The organism is Helicobacter sp. 23-1048, assembly GCF_053654545.1.
Map to the genome: position 1 here is coordinate 697550 of NZ_JBSIUT010000001.1, position 16028 is coordinate 713577.

The 16028-nt window shown below is 39.7% G+C and carries 18 protein-coding genes; 12 read left to right on the forward strand and 6 right to left on the reverse strand.

The genetic code is table 11. The features are described 5' to 3' along the window. The first annotated feature begins 18 nt into the window (after window positions 1-18). The 7 genes from rplM (at window position 19) to luxS (ending at window position 5249) form a co-directional block, all read left to right on the forward strand. A complete protein-coding gene (gene rplM / locus ACWIWK_RS03470; protein WP_454150870.1) occupies window positions 19-447 on the forward strand; it encodes a 50S ribosomal protein L13 in 429 nt (142 codons plus the stop codon). Window positions 448-463: 16 nt separating this feature from the next. Further along, window positions 464-853 carry a 30S ribosomal protein S9 gene (rpsI, locus tag ACWIWK_RS03475; protein WP_454150872.1) on the forward strand — a complete coding sequence of 130 codons (390 nt, stop codon included), beginning with the start codon at window positions 464-466 and terminating at the stop codon, window positions 851-853. Between the two features lie 81 nt (window positions 854-934). Continuing rightward, window positions 935-1876 (forward strand): branched-chain amino acid transaminase, encoded by a 942-nt coding sequence (locus ACWIWK_RS03480; RefSeq protein WP_454150874.1) that lies wholly within the window; start codon window positions 935-937, stop codon window positions 1874-1876. 28 nt (window positions 1877-1904) lie between these two features. Then, window positions 1905-3047, forward strand: coding sequence for an SPFH domain-containing protein (locus ACWIWK_RS03485; RefSeq protein WP_454150876.1), 1143 nt, complete (start codon window positions 1905-1907; stop codon window positions 3045-3047). Between the two features lie 53 nt (window positions 3048-3100). Then, window positions 3101-3781 (forward strand): bifunctional phosphoribosyl-AMP cyclohydrolase/phosphoribosyl-ATP diphosphatase HisIE, encoded by a 681-nt coding sequence (gene hisIE / locus ACWIWK_RS03490; protein ID WP_454150878.1) that lies wholly within the window; start codon window positions 3101-3103, stop codon window positions 3779-3781. Beyond that, window positions 3782-4699 carry a DUF2393 family protein gene (locus tag ACWIWK_RS03495; RefSeq protein WP_454150880.1) on the forward strand — a complete coding sequence of 306 codons (918 nt, stop codon included), beginning with the start codon at window positions 3782-3784 and terminating at the stop codon, window positions 4697-4699. 61 nt (window positions 4700-4760) lie between these two features. Continuing rightward, window positions 4761-5249: an S-ribosylhomocysteine lyase gene (gene luxS / locus ACWIWK_RS03500; protein WP_454150881.1), complete on the forward strand. Its 489-nt coding sequence runs from the start codon at window positions 4761-4763 to the stop codon at window positions 5247-5249. 16 nt (window positions 5250-5265) lie between these two features. Here the strand turns inward: luxS and rplI are convergent, their stop codons facing one another. Next, the gene (gene rplI / locus ACWIWK_RS03505) at window positions 5266-5715 is read right to left on the reverse strand and encodes a 50S ribosomal protein L9 (protein WP_454150883.1); all 450 of its coding nucleotides are present in this window, start codon (window positions 5713-5715) and stop codon (window positions 5266-5268) included. Between the two features lie 67 nt (window positions 5716-5782). On the opposite strand from rplI, the gene ACWIWK_RS03510 reads away from it, so the two are divergent. Beyond that, window positions 5783-6412, forward strand: a complete 630-nt coding sequence (locus tag ACWIWK_RS03510; RefSeq protein ID WP_454150885.1) for a M48 family metallopeptidase — start codon at window positions 5783-5785, stop codon at window positions 6410-6412. A gap of 45 nt (window positions 6413-6457) precedes the next feature. Here the strand turns inward: ACWIWK_RS03510 and ACWIWK_RS03515 are convergent, their stop codons facing one another. Beyond that, window positions 6458-7399, reverse strand: coding sequence for an MBL fold metallo-hydrolase (locus ACWIWK_RS03515; protein ID WP_454150887.1), 942 nt, complete (start codon window positions 7397-7399; stop codon window positions 6458-6460). Between the two features lie 103 nt (window positions 7400-7502). On the opposite strand from ACWIWK_RS03515, the gene mnmG reads away from it, so the two are divergent. Together mnmG and ACWIWK_RS03525 are read left to right on the forward strand one after the other, a co-directional pair. Continuing rightward, window positions 7503-9395 carry a tRNA uridine-5-carboxymethylaminomethyl(34) synthesis enzyme MnmG gene (gene mnmG / locus ACWIWK_RS03520; protein ID WP_454150889.1) on the forward strand — a complete coding sequence of 631 codons (1893 nt, stop codon included), beginning with the start codon at window positions 7503-7505 and terminating at the stop codon, window positions 9393-9395. Window positions 9396-9405: 10 nt separating this feature from the next. Next, the gene (locus ACWIWK_RS03525; RefSeq protein WP_454150891.1) at window positions 9406-9783 is read left to right on the forward strand and encodes a methionine-R-sulfoxide reductase; all 378 of its coding nucleotides are present in this window, start codon (window positions 9406-9408) and stop codon (window positions 9781-9783) included. A 19-nt stretch (window positions 9784-9802) separates the two neighbouring features. Here the strand turns inward: ACWIWK_RS03525 and ACWIWK_RS03530 are convergent, their stop codons facing one another. Genes ACWIWK_RS03530 through hslV form a run of 4 tightly spaced genes read right to left on the reverse strand, consistent with a single transcriptional unit; the run spans window position 9803 to window position 13673 of the window. After that, window positions 9803-10822, reverse strand: a complete 1020-nt coding sequence (locus ACWIWK_RS03530) for a L,D-transpeptidase family protein (RefSeq protein ID WP_454150893.1) — start codon at window positions 10820-10822, stop codon at window positions 9803-9805. A gap of 20 nt (window positions 10823-10842) precedes the next feature. Further along, window positions 10843-11757: a GTPase Era gene (gene era, locus ACWIWK_RS03535; protein WP_454150895.1), complete on the reverse strand. Its 915-nt coding sequence runs from the start codon at window positions 11755-11757 to the stop codon at window positions 10843-10845. Between the two features lie 45 nt (window positions 11758-11802). Beyond that, on the reverse strand, window positions 11803-13119 hold the full coding sequence (gene hslU / locus ACWIWK_RS03540; RefSeq protein WP_454152020.1) for an HslU--HslV peptidase ATPase subunit: 1317 nt from the start codon (window positions 13117-13119) through the stop codon (window positions 11803-11805). A gap of 8 nt (window positions 13120-13127) precedes the next feature. Then, window positions 13128-13673, reverse strand: a complete 546-nt coding sequence (gene hslV / locus ACWIWK_RS03545; protein WP_454150897.1) for an ATP-dependent protease subunit HslV — start codon at window positions 13671-13673, stop codon at window positions 13128-13130. Window positions 13674-13802: 129 nt separating this feature from the next. Here hslV and ACWIWK_RS03550 point away from each other — a divergent pair, with 129 nt between their 5' ends. Both ACWIWK_RS03550 and ACWIWK_RS03555 read left to right on the forward strand, forming a co-directional pair. Beyond that, window positions 13803-15215 (forward strand): apolipoprotein N-acyltransferase, encoded by a 1413-nt coding sequence (locus ACWIWK_RS03550; protein ID WP_454150899.1) that lies wholly within the window; start codon window positions 13803-13805, stop codon window positions 15213-15215. 65 nt (window positions 15216-15280) lie between these two features. Continuing rightward, window positions 15281-16021, forward strand: a complete 741-nt coding sequence (locus ACWIWK_RS03555; RefSeq protein ID WP_454150901.1) for a hypothetical protein — start codon at window positions 15281-15283, stop codon at window positions 16019-16021. Window positions 16022-16028 lie beyond the last annotated feature (7 nt).

Genomic DNA, 16028 nt, shown 5'->3' on the forward strand with positions numbered 1-16028 from the left:
ATACTAAAAGGATTCTTAATGAAATTTACAAAAACACCAACACAGAGCGAAATACAACGCCAATGGATTGTGTTAGACGCCAAAGGCGAGGTTTTTGGTCGTCTTATTACCAAGGCGGCAAGTATCTTGCGTGGCAAACATAAGCCAAGTTATACACCAAATATGGATTGTGGAGATTTTGTGGTTATTGTGAATGCCACAGAAGTGAAGTTTAGCGGAATGAAGCTTAATGACAAAGAGTATTTTACACATTCTGGTTACTTTGGAAGCACAAAGAGCAAAACTCTCCAAGAAATGCTCCAAAAGCACCCAGAGAAACTTTATCATCTTGCTGTGCGCGGTATGCTACCAAAGACAAAGCTCGGGCGCGCAATGATTAAAAAACTTAAAGTGTATAAGGGCAGTGAGCACCCACATAGCGCACAAGTAGCAAAGAATAAAAAGTGAGACAAGGAGCTAAAAAATGACAAAAATTTATGCAACAGGGAAACGAAAAACAGCCATTGCTAAGGTGTGGTTAAAAAGCGGGACAGGGAAACTCAATATCAATGGACAAAGTCTAAATGAGTGGCTCGGTGGGCACGAGGCAATTAAGATGAAAGTAATGCAACCTTTAGTGCTTACAAAGCAAGAAAAGTCTGTTGATATTATCGCACATACACTTGGTGGTGGATATAGCGCGCAGGCTGAAGCGTTGCGACACGGAATCTCAAAGGCATTGAATAATTACGATAGTGCATTTCGAGCGATTCTAAAACCAAAAGGATTGCTTACTCGTGATTCTCGTGTGGTTGAACGAAAAAAATATGGGAAGAAAAAAGCTCGCCGAAGCCCACAATTTTCAAAACGCTAGAAATTATTGCAAAAATAAGAGTATGGCTTATAGAATTGTGGCTTTTGTAGGCTCTATATTTGAATTTTTAAGGAGTTGTAAATGGCACTAAAAGAATCAAGCTACATTTGGAAAAATGGCAAACTCATCGCGTGGAAAGACGCTACCACACATATTTTAAGCCATACTATTCATTATGGAAATGCCGTGTTTGAAGGCACTAGGGCATATATGACGCCAAAGGGATTAGCGATTTTTCGGCTTGATGACCATTGCAAGCGATTGTTAAATTCTGCAAAAATCGCTCGTATCAACTGCCCTTACGATTTAGCGGAGCTAAAGCAAGCGCATATTGACTTGTTGCGCGCAAACAAGGCAGACTATAATGGCAATGTGTATGTTCGTCCATTTATCTACTTGGGCTATGGCGTTATGGGCGTGTATCACGCAAACGCGCCTGTGGAGACTGCTATCGCCGCGTGGGAGTGGGGCGCATATCTTGGCGAAGATGGCATAAACAACGGAATCAAAGTCAAAATGAGCTCTTTTGCGCGAAATTCTGTCAAAAGCTCGATGGGCAAGGCAAAAGCTGCGGCAAATTATTTCAACTCTCAAATGGCGAAATACGAGGCGATTGCGTGCGGGTGTGAAGAGGCGTTGTTGCTTGATGAGAGCGGGTTTGTGAGTGAGGGAAGCGGGGAGTGCTTTTTCATCGTGCGAGATGGCAAGCTCATCACCCCGCCGCACGACTACACTTTAGAATCTATCACCCAAGCCACCACCATAGAAATCGCCCGTGATTTGGGCATCGAGGTGGTGGAGCGCAATATCACGCGTGATGAAGTCTATATCGCTGATGAGGCGTTTTTCACAGGCACAGCCGCAGAAATCACGCCCATAAGAGAGGTGGATTTCTACCCAATAGGCGTGCAAAGTGGCGAGGGCAAGGCAGGAGCAATCACCAAAAAACTCCAAGCAGAGTTTAACAAAATCATAAACGGCGAGAATCCAAAATACGCCAAATATTTAACTTACATTGATTAAATGGTAAAATACACATTAAGGAGCAAGTATGCCAATAGATTTAAACGAACACTTAAAGCGCAAAAGAGCGCAAATCCAAGATAAGCCTGATTCTAAAAAAGAAGACAAAAACACCGACAAAAATGACGGCGGTGGAGGAAATGGCGGAAATTGGAATTTTGGTGGAGGCGATGGGTTTAATAACCTAAATGACTTTTTGCCAACAGGCAAAAAACTTACAGTGTGGGTTATTAGCATTGCCATTTTACTTATTATCATTGTGAATAAACCTTTTGTTATTGTGAGTTCAGGGGAAGTTGGGATTAAATCGACCTTTGGTGAATATCAACCAAATCCACTTAAGCCCGGCTTGCATTTGTTTATGCCATTTTTGCAAGATGTTATCATTGTAGATGCAAAGGTGCGAAAGATTGACTTTTCACGCACGGAGGATATGGGAGTAGTGGGAAAGAATCAGGGAATTTTACGCAATGATGCGATAAATGTGCTAGATTCTAGAGGTTTGACTGTGCTCGTAGAGCTTACCGTGCAATATCAGCTTAACGAAGCAAATGCCCCTCTAACCTTTGCTACCTATGGCGCAGAATGGGAGCAAAAAATCATTAACCCTGTGGTGCGTGATGTGGTGCGAAGTGTTATTGGTCGCTATCCTGCAGAGGAGCTCCCTACAAAACGCGATGATATTGCCAAAGAAATAGCACTCAATATGGAAAGTGAAATTGGAAAATTTAAAAATAATCCCGTAATGATTACTTCGGTGCAGTTTAGAGAAATTGTGTTGCCAGAAAAGATAAAGGCACAAATTGAGCAAGTGCAAGTCGCTAGACAGGAAGCCGAAAGAGCAAAAAACGAGGTAGAACGCGCAAAACAAGAAGCTGAAAAAGTCGCGGCGTTGGCAAAAGGTGAAGCTGATGCTAATCGTGTGAGGGCGCAAGGTGTGGCTGATGCCATTACGATTGAGGCACAAGCACAAGCACAAGCAAATAGGCTGATTGCAGGCTCGCTTAGCAATCAACTTTTAAATTTGCGTCAAATTGAAGTGCAAGGCAAGTTTAATGAAGCACTCAAAGAAAATACGAACGCACAAATTTTCTTAAGTCCCGGTGGGGCTGTCCCAAATATCTGGGTAGATTCTAAAAGCAAAAAGCAAAGCACAATGAGCGCGCAATAAAATTCATATTGTAATACTGTTGTGAATTGCGGAGTTTGGTTAAGGGGTGGTTTTTGAGTGGCAAAGAGAGTATCATACAATCACTAAATTGGGATAAAACACCTCTTATCCCTACGATTGCGCAAGATTCTCAAAACAAAGAAGTGCTAATGCTTGGGTTTAGCTCTAAAGATTCTTTATCTCTTAGCCTTGAGAGTGGATTAGCGCATTATTTCTCGCGCTCTAAGAATCGCATTTGGAAAAAAGGCGAGCAAAGCGGACATTTACAGCACATTAAGCAAGTATTGGTGGATTGTGATAATGACACGCTTATTTTTCTTATCAGTCAAGAAGGGGTAGCTTGTCATAACGGCACAAGGAGTTGCTTCCGTCCTTTGGATTGTGAAATTTCCTCAATGCCTAGCGAGATTGATACGAGTGCAATTTATGGAATCATCGATGCGCTTTATCACACACTTCTTTTGCGCAAAGACGCCAAAAGTGATACTTCTTATACAGCAAGTCTTTATGCTAAGGGCACAAACACTATCGCTAAAAAAATCATCGAAGAAGCAGGCGAGCTTACTTTTGCCCTTAAAGATGGGAGTAAAAAGGATATTATTTATGAGTGCGCGGATTTAGTCTATCACACGCTTGTGGGACTTGCCTTTAATAATATAAGCCCAGATGAGGTGCGCCAAGAGTTGCTTAGGCGTGAGGGATTAAGTGGCTTAGAAGAAAAGAGATTACGATAAATGCAGTATTACAAGGATTTTCTCTATAACTTTTTTAACCTTTTTGGTCTTTATGAAATTGCCATTATGGGCTTTTTCTTTATCATTTTTTTTATATTTTTCTTGCTTGGATTGCTTTTGGCTGGACGCAAAATACTTCCACATCTTATGTTTTTCCTTGCCACGGCTGTTTTTATCTTTGCCCCTATTGGGTTACAGATGAGTATGCAGAAATTTTTATATACTACTGAGGTGCGCATTACAGAATCTAAGCGACTTTTGTATATTGATGCGTTTTTCTTGCAAGGGCAAATCACTAATGTTGGGTTTTCGCCCTTTAGTGTGTGTGAGGCTAGTGTGAGTGTTTTGCGGAGTGGTATTTTAGGGTTTCTTAACCCCATTTTTCCTTTGGAAAAATATTCAAAAACTATAAAAATGCCATTAAAACCCGGCGAAAGTGCAGAATTTAGCGTAGTGTTAGATAACTTTAGCACACAACTACCATTTGAATATCGCGTTGATATTGATTGCCACAATGTAAGTGGGCTTATTAAATCTGCATTTGAGGAAGATTCTCATACAAATGAAGATACGGAACAAGAGCTAAATCGCACACCAAGCGATACGCAAGAATCTACAAACACTAAAGAGCAAGATGAGAAAAATATCAAAGATGAACAAAGCAACCAAGAAAGCGCGCCACAACCTAGCGTAGATTCCAATGAGGCAAGCAGTAATGCAAGCGATACACAAGAATTGCCAGCTCAAAACCAAATAATGCCTTTATTGCAAGATAATGCTAGCCCAGACACACAAAGTGAAATTAAAGAAAATGCGCCACAACCTAATGCCAATGAAACACAAAACCAAGACACCAATGAATCTCCCGCACAATCTAACACGCAACCAAACAACCAAAATTCCACACAGCCAAATTAAACCCCAGATTCCAAAAACTTGCTATAATGACACACTAAATTATTATTTTAAAGGAGAATCTATGCCATTACTAGATAGTTTTAAGGTGGATCACACTATTATGCCAGCTCCTGCTGTGCGCTTAGCAAAGACAATGGAAACGCCAAAGGGCGATAAAGTGTGCGTGTTTGACTTGCGCTTTTGCAAGCCAAATGAGGAAATTTTAAGCGAGAGGGGAATCCACACGCTAGAGCATCTTTTTGCAGGATTTATGCGCGAGCATCTCAATGCCTCAAGTGTCGAAATTATCGATATTTCGCCGATGGGCTGTCGCACGGGATTTTATATGAGCGTGATAGGCACTCCAAGCCAAGAGAGCGTCAAAGAAGCGTGGGAAGCGAGTATGAAAGATATTTTGCGCGTCAGCGAAATCCCAGAGGCAAACAAGTTTCAATGTGGCACTTATGCTATGCACTCGCTTAAAGAAGCCCAAGACATCGCCAATGATACGCTAAATAAGGGCATTGGCATAATGGATACACAAAAATTGCTACTCAAAGAGTTTGCGTAAATTTTAAAAATAAATGCTAGTGTAGTGGTAAGATATGGAGCGTGATTTTCGCGCTTATCCCACTTCCTAGCTTTACCTCGATGGTGAAATCCCCTGTGTGCTTGATGGGTTCATTTATGATAATGGATTTTTTATCAATGGTTGTTTTGATATGTTTTTGAATCTCATTTGCTACTTCATCTTTAGTGATAGAGCCAAAAAGCGCGTTATTGCTCCCCACCTTTTTATGTAGGCTTAGCTCTATGCCTTCTAAACTTTGTGCGAGTTGCTTTAGTTCAGCAAGCTCTAGGGCTTTAGATTCTGCGAGTTGTCGTTGTTTAGCGTTGTAGCGATTGATGACTTCATTTGTCGCTAACAGGGCTTTATTTTTAGCAATAAGAAAATTTTGTCCATACCCATCTTTGACTTCACACACTTCGCCAGCTTTGCCTAGTCCTTGCACATTTTCTAATAACAGCACTTTCATTGTAATCCTTATGTGTAGATTTGAATGTATTTTGTATAATGCCAAAAAATTTTCACAAAGTAGCAAAATGTTTGAAATAAAAATCACTAAAAAACGCGTAAAGTATGCACGAATGCGGATAAAAGATTCTCAAACACTTTTAGTTAGCGTGCCTTTTTATTATTCAAAGGCGCAATGTGAGGACTTCATCGCGCAAAATGATGTATGGATACGCACCACTTTACAAAAATTTAAACACATAGAATCAACGCGCCTTGCCGAGCGAGAAAGCAGGAAAAACACTATTTTGTATTTCGGGCAGTGGGTGCAAAAAGATTGGCTTACAACACACTTTAATAAGCAGTTATTGCAAGATGAACTAAGGGATTTACTTTTGGAGCAGTGTCAAAAATTCTCCTGTGCAATGAATCTTTCATACAAGCATATCACACTTACTCAAGCAAAGAGTTATTTTGGAATCTGCACGAGCGATAATTCTCTGCGTTTCTCAACAATGCTTCTTTTCGCTCCAAAGCCTTGTATCGAGTATGTCGTAATCCACGAGCTCGCTCATATAATGCACAAAAACCACTCCAAAGCATTTTGGGGTTTGGTTGAGAAGTATTGCTTAGAGTTCCGCTCTAGGCGAGCATTTCTACGCCAAAATGGACAAATATACAAAGAAATGCTCCAAGAACTTCATACGCTTTTTGCATAGCTTAAGCAAACTCAATTTGTATGCTAACACCAAGCAAATTTATTGCTATTTGAGTGGGATAGGGCGGAAAGTTGGAAAATGCGAACCAACAAAAAGCGCGTTTTTATATGCCTTATCTTTTTTAAACTTTTTCCATAGTTGCTCGCGTGTAGCCACAGCCTGTGCCTTGTCGTTATCATATTGTATCGCAATGGCAGGATTTGTATTTTGAATCTTAAAGTAATGCACCAAGTCGCTTATAAACACGAGCTTTTCCCCAGCAGATTCTATGCTAAAGATAGTGTGTCCGGGCGTGTGTCCGTAGGCTTGTATAGCGTTAATTTTGGCTTGCTTGGTGGCAAGAATTGGCGCACTATGAGCAAAAAATTCTTTTTCTTTAAAAGAGAGCAAAGATTTTTTTGCAAGTTCATTGTTTGAATTTGTCCAAAAATTATATTCAATTTCATCAATCAAAACTTTGGCATTGGGAAAAATATTGGCACTTTTGTAAGTTTTTTTGCTCTTTGGGGAATTTGGCAAAATGCCACCTATGTGGTCTGGGTGGGCGTGGGATACAATAATGTGTGTAATATCTTGCGGTGCGATTCCTATTTTTTGGAGTTGTGTAATGAGAATCTCTTGAGTATGGGTAAATCCCGTATCAATGAGCGCGATAAATTCCTTACCTTTTAGTAACATTACATTGTGATGATTTATCGCCTTGTCATTTGTCATTGTTTGTAATAACGCGCTTTGTTTATCATCACTTGCGATAAGTTTATCAAATGGCGCATCAAAATTGCCTAGTGAAATGACAAATACACTTATATCGCCAAAATCTTTTTTATACATATTTTGACTTGTGAGATAGGCATCTTGGTCGGTTTGTTTCATTGCCCGCATTGCTTCTTTGCTTATATTGTTGTTAGCATTGCTGCTAGGTGCGCCAAAAGCTCCGCTAAATAACGCCATACATACAATCACTACTCTCAAACATTGCATTCCCATACTTCACTCCTTGAATTTTCTTATGATTGTATCACATTTATGCACGCAAGAAATATTTGTATTGTAAAATTGCGTTTTTTAAGATTCTCACATAAGGAAAAAAATGAATAATTTTGATGTGGTTGTGATTGGTGGTGGGCACGCTGGACTTGAAGCAAGCATTGCTAGTGCTAAAATGGGCGCAAAAACTCACCTATTTACTATCCTTATTCAAAATATTGCGCTAGCAAGCTGTAACCCTGCCATAGGTGGGCTTGGCAAGGGGCATTTGGTTAAAGAAATTGATGCGCTTGGTGGCGTAATGGGTGAGATTGCAGATATTTGTGGGTTGCAATTTCGCACACTTAATGCCTCAAAGGGACACGCTGTGCGTGGCACAAGAGCACAAATTGATATGGATACTTACCCGATAGTAGCTAAAAAATATGCCCTTAATACGCCAAATTTGAGCGTATCTCAAGAGCTCATCACAGATTTATTGCTTGAAAAAAGCGGAGGGCAATTTAGAGTTGTTGGAGTAAAAAGCAATCTTAATAAAACCTATTATGCAAAGAGCGTGATTCTCACCACAGGGACATTTTTACGCTCACTTATCCACATTGGCGAGCAAAAGCTCCAAAACGGGCGTTTTGGCGAGTTAAGTGCGCAAACACTCTCACTCTCCTTGCAAGACTTGGGTTTAGAAATGGGGCGATTAAAAACAGGGACTTGCGCGAGGATTGATGGGAGGAGCATTGATTGTAGTAATTTAGAAGCACATTATGGTGATGAGAATCCACCGCATTTTAGCGCACGCACAAGGGATTTTAACCCCGTGCAGATTCCGTGTTTTGTAACTTATACCAACCAAAAAACTCACAGCATTATCCGTGATAATTTTCATCGTGCGCCACTTTTTAGCGGGCAGATTCAAGGCGTTGGCCCGCGCTATTGTCCAAGTATAGAAGATAAAGTCAATCGTTTTGCACACAAGGAGCGACATCAACTTTTTTTAGAACCTCAAACACGCGAATGTGTGGAATATTATATCAATGGTTTGACTACTTCACTGCCAACTGATGTGCAAGAAGAGATGATACATAGTATTGAGGGATTAGAAAATGCGAAAATTACGCGTTATGGCTATGCCATAGAGTATGATTATATTCAGCCAACAGAGCTTACCCACGCACTTGCGTGTAAAAAATGCGAGAATCTCTTCCTAGCTGGACAAATCAATGGGACGACAGGCTATGAGGAAGCAGCCGCACAGGGCATAATCGCAGGCATTAACGCCGCACTTTATACACAGGGCAAAAATCCCTTTATTTTACAACGAAACGAAGCCTACATTGGTGTGATGATTGATGATTTGGTAAGTAAGGGCACAAATGAGCCGTATAGACTTTTTACTTCGCGTGGAGAATATCGCTTGCTTTTGCGTGAGGATAATGCGTATTTGCGACTAAGTCAAAAAGCCTTTGAGCTTGGACTCATCGCTCAAAGTGAGTATGATGAGGCGATGAATGACAAAAAAGCTATTGCGCGCGTTTTGCAATCCTTACAAGAAAATACAATAACTCCAAGTAAAGCAAATAATGAATTTTTAGAGAATCTTGGATTAAGAACAATAAGCGATAAAGCCACACTTTTGCAAGTCATAGGAGTGAATGTCCCAGATTCTCATAATCTCATAGCTTTTTGTGAGCATTTTGGAGTGAGCATAGCGGATTTAAGCCAAAGGGCATTAGAGCAGGTGGTTATAGAATCTAAGTATGCAAATTACATCATAAAGCAACAAGAGAGCATTAAAAATATGCAAAATATGCTAAAAGTCGCCATTCCAAAAGATTTTGTATTTGATGATATACCCGGTCTTAGCCTTGAGGTGGTTGAGAAGCTAAAAAAATTCAATCCAAAATCGCTTTTTGAGGCAAGCGAAATTAGTGGCATAACGCCAGCGAGCATTGATGTATTGCATTTATACATTCACTTGCGCACAAAAAAGGCAAATTAAAGGAGTGATTTTGAGTCAAAAATACAACACACTAAGCAAAGAGCAAGAATATGTGCTTTTGCATAAAGGCACAGAACCGCCATTTAGCGGAGAATATACCGATGTGTTTGAAGAGGGAGAGTATGTTTGTGCGCAGTGCAATGCGCTTTTGTATCATTCAAGTGCGAAGTTTCATTCTGGTTGTGGTTGGGCAAGTTTTGAATCTAGTGAGAAAGGCGCAGTAAGTGAAAGCTTAGATTCTGATTTGCGCCGTATTGAAATTACTTGCACGAACTGCGGAGGGCATTTGGGGCATATATTTAGAGGCGAGGGATTTACTGCTAAAAACACGCGCCATTGTGTAAATTCCCTCTCGCTTATTTTTCATAAGCGAGAGAATCTTGTGTGAGATTGCGTGGTGTGGGTGATTACTTCTCGCTTAGGATTTTCATCTTTCCATTATCAAGCCATACAAAAAGGTCTTTGCGGTGGCTTGAGTTGTAAGTTACCTTGCCATTTAACATAGCCTTATAATTTTGTCTAAAGCTAATGCGAAACATTTGTTTTCCGTTTTCGTTGATAAATGGTGAAATGTCAATGGCACTAATGCCAATATCTTTCTCTTCATTTTTGGCAAATACACGCGTCTTGTGTTCGACAAAGGCTTTATATGTCATACCATTCTCGCGGATAAAGTCCTTGCTATCATAAAAACTTAGATATTTTTGTAGGTTGTTGTTTTGCCACATTTCACGCCATTGATAGAGTCCTGATAGGAGTTGAGCGATGCTTTGGAGTGATAGTGCTTGAGGTTCGCCCTCGCTTATAATGACAATGGTATCTCTATAATTGATGAGTTTGTCATATTTTTTTAACAATTCATTATCTATGGCAATGCAACCTCTTGTGTTGAGCTCCTCTCGATTCCCATCTAATGGCAATCCGTGTATCCAGATTCCCCCACCTGTTTTTTTAAGCGATTTGTCATAGACATTTGGATAATTTGTCGCAAGTGCGAGTGGTCCATAGTATGGGGGAAGTCCTGTCAAACGAGCGGTCAAATCATACACGCCAATGGGCGTGGTCAAATCGCCCTCTAATTTCTTATGCCCCTTGCCCTTTGCTACAAGCGCAGATGAGCTTCCAAGTTCTTCAAAGCCTTTTTTGGTGATTTTTAGGAGTCTCAAATCAGGAGCGAGTTTATTAGAGATAAAGACAAATTTTGCACTTTCATAATAGCCGTAGCGCACATCTTTGCCCTCTAAGATTTTTAGCCAATATTGAGGAGAGAGCAAATATTCATCAAATTCTTTTTGCACCGCACCAATGCCACGCTCTTGATAGATTTTAAGCAATTTAAATACATCGTCGCTTATTGGTTGCAGAGAATCTGCACTAAGAAACCCGCCAAACAAACTAAATACACATATTGCCAAAACTTTTTTCATTTCCAATCCTTGAAGTTAATCTAATCCATAATATAGCCAAATTTCCGTAATTCATCTACTTGTTTATCCCAACCCTTGCGTAATTGCACCTCAAGCTTTAAAAATACCTTTTGTCCTAAAAGTCGCTCTAGCTTTTCTCTAGCATTTATTCCTATGCGCTTTATAGTTTGGGCATTTGTGCCAATGACAAGTGCCTTTTGACTTTGTTTGGAAACGATTATTGTAGCATAGATTCTATGAATTTTTCCCTCTTTGTAACGCTCAAGTAACACATCGCTTTGATATGGCACTTCATCGCTTAAGTTTTCAAAAACGCTCTCTCTTATAAGCTCTTTTGCAATATCACGCAAGCTAGCATTGGTGGCACTTTCATCATCATATAAAAATACGCCATCTTCTAAATGCTCTCCTAATACATTAAGAAGCTCTTGGAGTGTTTTTTCGTGCTTTATGCTTAGTGGTATAAGCGCAAGGTAGCGGTTTTGGTAATTTTGGTATTGCGCGATTTTTGCGAGGATTTGCTCATTGCTCGCAAGGTCAATTTTGCTTAGCACGACAATATGATTTTGTGCGATTTTTGTATTTGCCGAGAGTGCCAAAAACTCCTCATAATGGGTAATATCATCACTTATTGGTGCGAGATAAATCCCCAAAGTGCAATCATTCATCGCCTTTAGTGATTGTTTTAGCATATATTGATTGAGTAATTTCTCTTGGTGGTGAATGCCCGGTGTATCGACAAAAATCATTTGCGCCTTATATGCTCCACGAGAATCTGTGCTTGTATGGGAGATGATAATTTGTAGCTGTTTGCGCGTGGCATTTGCTTTATGTGAAGTAAGGGCGAGATTTTGCTTGGCAATGGCGTTAAGCAGGCTTGATTTGCCAGCATTTGGTCGCCCTAATGTTGCTATAAAGCCACAACGCGTATTCATAAAAGTTCTTAATGATACAACACTGCGTAGCGCATAGTTTAATGCCTACAAAATATAGCGCGCCAAATCGACATTTTCTACTAGCTCACCAAGTTTATCGCGCACCATTTGGGCTGTTATTACGACTTTTTTGCCCGCATAGGATTCACACTCAAAGCTTATATCCTCTAGCACACGCTCTATTGTGGTATGCAGGCGTCTAGCACCAATATCTTCTGTTTTTTGATTGGCATTAAAGGAGAGTTTAGCAAGCTCTCTAATCGCCTCATCATCGAATTCTAATGTAATATTTTCTGTTTCTAGTAAAAGTTGATATTGACGGACAATAGAGCTTTTGACTTGGGTGAGAATCTTATACAAACTCTCTTCATTTAAGTTTTCTAATTCCACGCGCAGTGGGAATCTCCCTTGCAATTCGGGGATTAAATCACTTGGTTTAGCAAATGCAAATGCTCCAGCAGCGATAAATAAAATATAATCCGTGCGGATTTGCCCGTATTTTGTATTCACCACGCTTCCCTCTACAATGGGGAGCAAATCTCTTTGCACGCCTTCTTTGCTTGGGTCTTGTCGTGAAGAATCTTTGCTTCCCACAGCGATTTTATCAATCTCATCGATAAAAATCACCCCCTTTTGCTCGGCGCGTTTTAGCCCCTCAAGTTTGATTGCTTCATAATCAAGGCATTGCATTGTAGCCTCGTAATTAAGGGCTTCCTTTGCCTCTTTTACACTCATTTCGCGTTTTTGCTTTTGGTCTTGGGGATTGAGGACTTTGATGATAGATTCTTGCACGCGCACGACCTCTGGCGGTAATCCCTCATCGTTAAAGTTTGTGTTTTTACTTACTTCGATTTCAATGACAAGTGTATCTACTTCTCCATTTTCGACCTTTTTTTTCATTTTTTCAAAGCTCTGCTCGTATTCAGCCTTTTTGCTCTCACTCACACTTGAGGGTAGTGGTGGGAGGAGCTTTTGTGTAATTTTATTAAGGATATATTCTTTAATCGCTTCTTGGCTTGATTGCTCTTGTTCTTTTTGGACGAGATTCACACTTGCGAGCACCAAATCACGCACCATAGATTCCACATCGCGCCCCACAAATCCCACTTCTGTGTATTTGCTTGCTTCTACTTTGACAAATGGCAATCCCATAATTTTTGCCATTCGGCGTGCGATTTCTGTTTTGCCCACGCCCGTTGAGCCTATCATTAAAATATTTTTAGGCGTGATTTCTTCTTGGATTTCTTTTGGGAGCTTCATTCGGCGATAGCGGTTTCTTAATGCGATTGCCACATTTTTTTTGGCTTCATTTTGCCCTATGATGTATTCGTCTAAATACGCGACAATTTCTTTTGGCGTCATATTTTCCATTATGCTAACTCCAAAATTTTTATGTTTGTGTTGGTATAAATACACAGCTCGCCTGCGATTTTGAGAGATTCTTCTACAAGTTCTTTTGGGGCAAGATTCCCAAATTTATCTAATGCCCTTGCTGCGCTTAGTGCGTAGTTTCCGCCACTTCCAATGGCAGCGATTTTGCCATCTTGAGGTTCGACCACATCTCCTGTGCCACTTAGGATATAGATATGTTCTTTATCAAGCACTATCATCATTGCTTCAAGTTTGCGTAGATATTTATCACTTCTCCATTGTTTGCTAAATTCTAGCACAGAGCGCGTAAGCTCGCCTTTTTTGCCCTCTAAGATTCGCTCAAACATATCAAACAAACTAAAAGCATCAGCTGTGCTACCTGCAAATCCACTTAAAATTTTATCATTATAGAGCGTGCGCACTTTTGTTGCATTTCCCTTTAGGACACAATTACCAAATGTTACTTGCCCATCGCCCCCGATAATAGCGTAATCTTTGCCATTATATTGTCCCTTATATCCCAATATGGTGGTTGCTTCAAACATATTTTTCCTCTATGATAGGTGTAAAACTTCCTTGCTATTTTAACAAGATAAGTTCGCCATTTTAGCGCAATTTATGGTAAATTTACACAAATCTTTTTACAATTATCACTTTTTAAGAGAGCAGACACAATGAAATTTTTACAATCTAGCCGTTTTATCACTTCTATCACTTCAAAGGCTTCTATTTTGCGCACGCAGACACACATTCCGTCATTTGAAGATGGGATAGAATCTTGTTTGAAGCGTATTTTTAAAAAAGAGCTTAATCCAAAAGCATTTTCTTATAAACTTTGCATTATCGTTATAGACGCATTTTTAGCGTTTTTATTTTCTGCGCCAATTTATGTTTTAACGCTTTGTAATGTCGCCTTTAATGCTGATACTCCACTTATTTTGGGAAGTTTTTTGGCACTTTTAAGTATATATGTGTATTTGAGAATCCCCAAAGAGAGACGCTTTGGTTTTGGCTTTTTTGTGGGAGTGTTTTGGTTTTATTGGGCGAGTTTGAGTTTTCGTTTTGTTGATTTAGAGATACTTATCCCCTTTATTATTGGTGCTATTGCATTGATATATGGAGGCATTTTTTGGCTTTTGCTTTTTTGTGAATGCCTTGTAATTCGGCTTTTGGGGTTATTAGTAATGCACTTTATCACGCCATTTGGCTTTGATTGGCTTGTGCCTGAAGCAGTGCTTGCGTATAGTTATTTTGATGTGAGCTATTTGCATTTCGCGCTTGTTGTTTGTGGATTGTATTGTTTTTTGACCCCGCATAAATGGCGATTTAAGAATCTTGCTGGGATATTTTTCCTTATCCTCGCGCTTGATTTTGGGTTAATCGCGTCAGATTCTAAAGAGACACAAAGCCATACAAACACTCAAATGCTCCAACGCATTTATCTTTCACATACGAATGTCCCTCAACATTTAAAGTGGGAAGATGAGCAAATTGCCACAAGCATACAAGAGAATTTTGCCCTTATTCAAAATGCGATTGCAGAGGGAAAACAAGTTATTGTTTTGCCTGAAATTGCTTTTCCAATGGTGTTAGAATCTGGTGGAGAGTTTGGTGAATTTGTCATAAGCAGGCTTAAACAATATGCCAAAGACATCACCATTATTGCTGGGGCGTTACGAGTGGATAAGGGGGAATATTACAACAGCACTTTTGTTTTCAATGGTGATGAAGTTTTTTTCATCGATAAGGTGATTCTTGCGCCATTTGGAGAAAATATCCCATTGCCAGATTTTCTTGTGCGCTCATTTGGAGTTTTGCAAATGTTTCAATTTGCTTCTGGCAAAGAGTTTGGTGATATTGGAATCTTTGGAATGCGCTTCCGCAACGCCATTTGCTATGAAGCCACTTCAAGGAAATTATACGCAGATTATCCTCAATTTGTCATTGCTATGAGCAATAATGCGTGGTTTTATCCAAGCATTGAGCCATTTTTGCAAAAAATGCTTTTGAAATTTTACGCACGCAAATACCAAACTACGATTTTGCACTCGGGCAATATGAGTCAAAGTTATATCATTACGCCTTAAATTAACCAAATTGTGTTTGTTTAGGGTAAAATGACGCAAGATTTTTATATTGATAAGGAGTAAATATGCGAGCAAAATATTTATTGTTGTGTGCATTGCTAAGTTTTGGTGCGTGCGATAAGGGCTCTACGCCAAAACTTTCTTTAGAGGAAAAAACACAAACAATCCAAAAAGCCCTTGATGAGAAAAACCTCCCTTTTAAAGTGGTTGAAATAACTGACATAGGACATTCCTTAGACCTTGTCGTAGTGCAATCAAATGATGGCACACAAGAAGCACTCCTCTCTACAAGTGATAGTGAGGTGCTTATGGTCCTTGATGGAATCGCATTTAGTGCTGATAAGAAGCTAGTAGATACAATAAGCTCTAAAACGCAGAGTATAGCAAATGCAAACAAGCAAATGACAGATTCAGTCGTTAAAGAGGTTTTAGAGAAGTATAAAGATAGGGCAATCCACTTTAGTGCGAAATCACCAACCAATAAACGCCTTATAGTCATTTCAGACCCTAGTTGTATGTATTGTGCTAAGGAACTTGCAGGGCTTGATGAACGATTGGAGCAGTATAATGTAGATATATATATTGTGGCGTTGTTAGGACCAGATTCAATCACGCGTGCAAGCTACATAATGGAGCATATAAGCAGTGATGAAAACGCAAATAAAACACTTCTGCAAAATGTGTATGACAAAAGCTTTAATGTTGGCAAAGAGCGAGAATCTGTGGCAAAAGATGTTGTAGAGTTTAGCGGAGTTTTAATAGAATCTGGTGTAAGAAGTGTGCCTTATATCATTGAAGTTGAGTAAGTATATT

Coding starts and splice junctions, on each gene's coding strand:
- rplM (WP_454150870.1), top strand. CDS start 19: ATGAAATTTACAAAAACACCAACACAGAGCGAAATACAACGCCAATGG.
- rpsI (WP_454150872.1), top strand. CDS start 464: ATGACAAAAATTTATGCAACAGGGAAACGAAAAACAGCCATTGCTAAG.
- ACWIWK_RS03480 (WP_454150874.1), top strand. CDS start 935: ATGGCACTAAAAGAATCAAGCTACATTTGGAAAAATGGCAAACTCATC.
- ACWIWK_RS03485 (WP_454150876.1), top strand. CDS start 1,905: ATGCCAATAGATTTAAACGAACACTTAAAGCGCAAAAGAGCGCAAATC.
- ACWIWK_RS03495 (WP_454150880.1), top strand. CDS start 3,782: ATGCAGTATTACAAGGATTTTCTCTATAACTTTTTTAACCTTTTTGGT.
- luxS (WP_454150881.1), top strand. CDS start 4,761: ATGCCATTACTAGATAGTTTTAAGGTGGATCACACTATTATGCCAGCT.
- rplI (WP_454150883.1), bottom strand. CDS start 5,715: ATGAAAGTGCTGTTATTAGAAAATGTGCAAGGACTAGGCAAAGCTGGC.
- ACWIWK_RS03510 (WP_454150885.1), top strand. CDS start 5,783: ATGTTTGAAATAAAAATCACTAAAAAACGCGTAAAGTATGCACGAATG.
- ACWIWK_RS03515 (WP_454150887.1), bottom strand. CDS start 7,399: ATGGGAATGCAATGTTTGAGAGTAGTGATTGTATGTATGGCGTTATTT.
- mnmG (WP_454150889.1), top strand. CDS start 7,503: ATGAATAATTTTGATGTGGTTGTGATTGGTGGTGGGCACGCTGGACTT.
- ACWIWK_RS03530 (WP_454150893.1), bottom strand. CDS start 10,822: ATGAAAAAAGTTTTGGCAATATGTGTATTTAGTTTGTTTGGCGGGTTT.
- era (WP_454150895.1), bottom strand. CDS start 11,757: ATGAATACGCGTTGTGGCTTTATAGCAACATTAGGGCGACCAAATGCT.
- hslU (WP_454152020.1), bottom strand. CDS start 13,119: ATGACGCCAAAAGAAATTGTCGCGTATTTAGACGAATACATCATAGGG.
- hslV (WP_454150897.1), bottom strand. CDS start 13,673: ATGTTTGAAGCAACCACCATATTGGGATATAAGGGACAATATAATGGC.
- ACWIWK_RS03550 (WP_454150899.1), top strand. CDS start 13,803: ATGAAATTTTTACAATCTAGCCGTTTTATCACTTCTATCACTTCAAAG.
- ACWIWK_RS03555 (WP_454150901.1), top strand. CDS start 15,281: ATGCGAGCAAAATATTTATTGTTGTGTGCATTGCTAAGTTTTGGTGCG.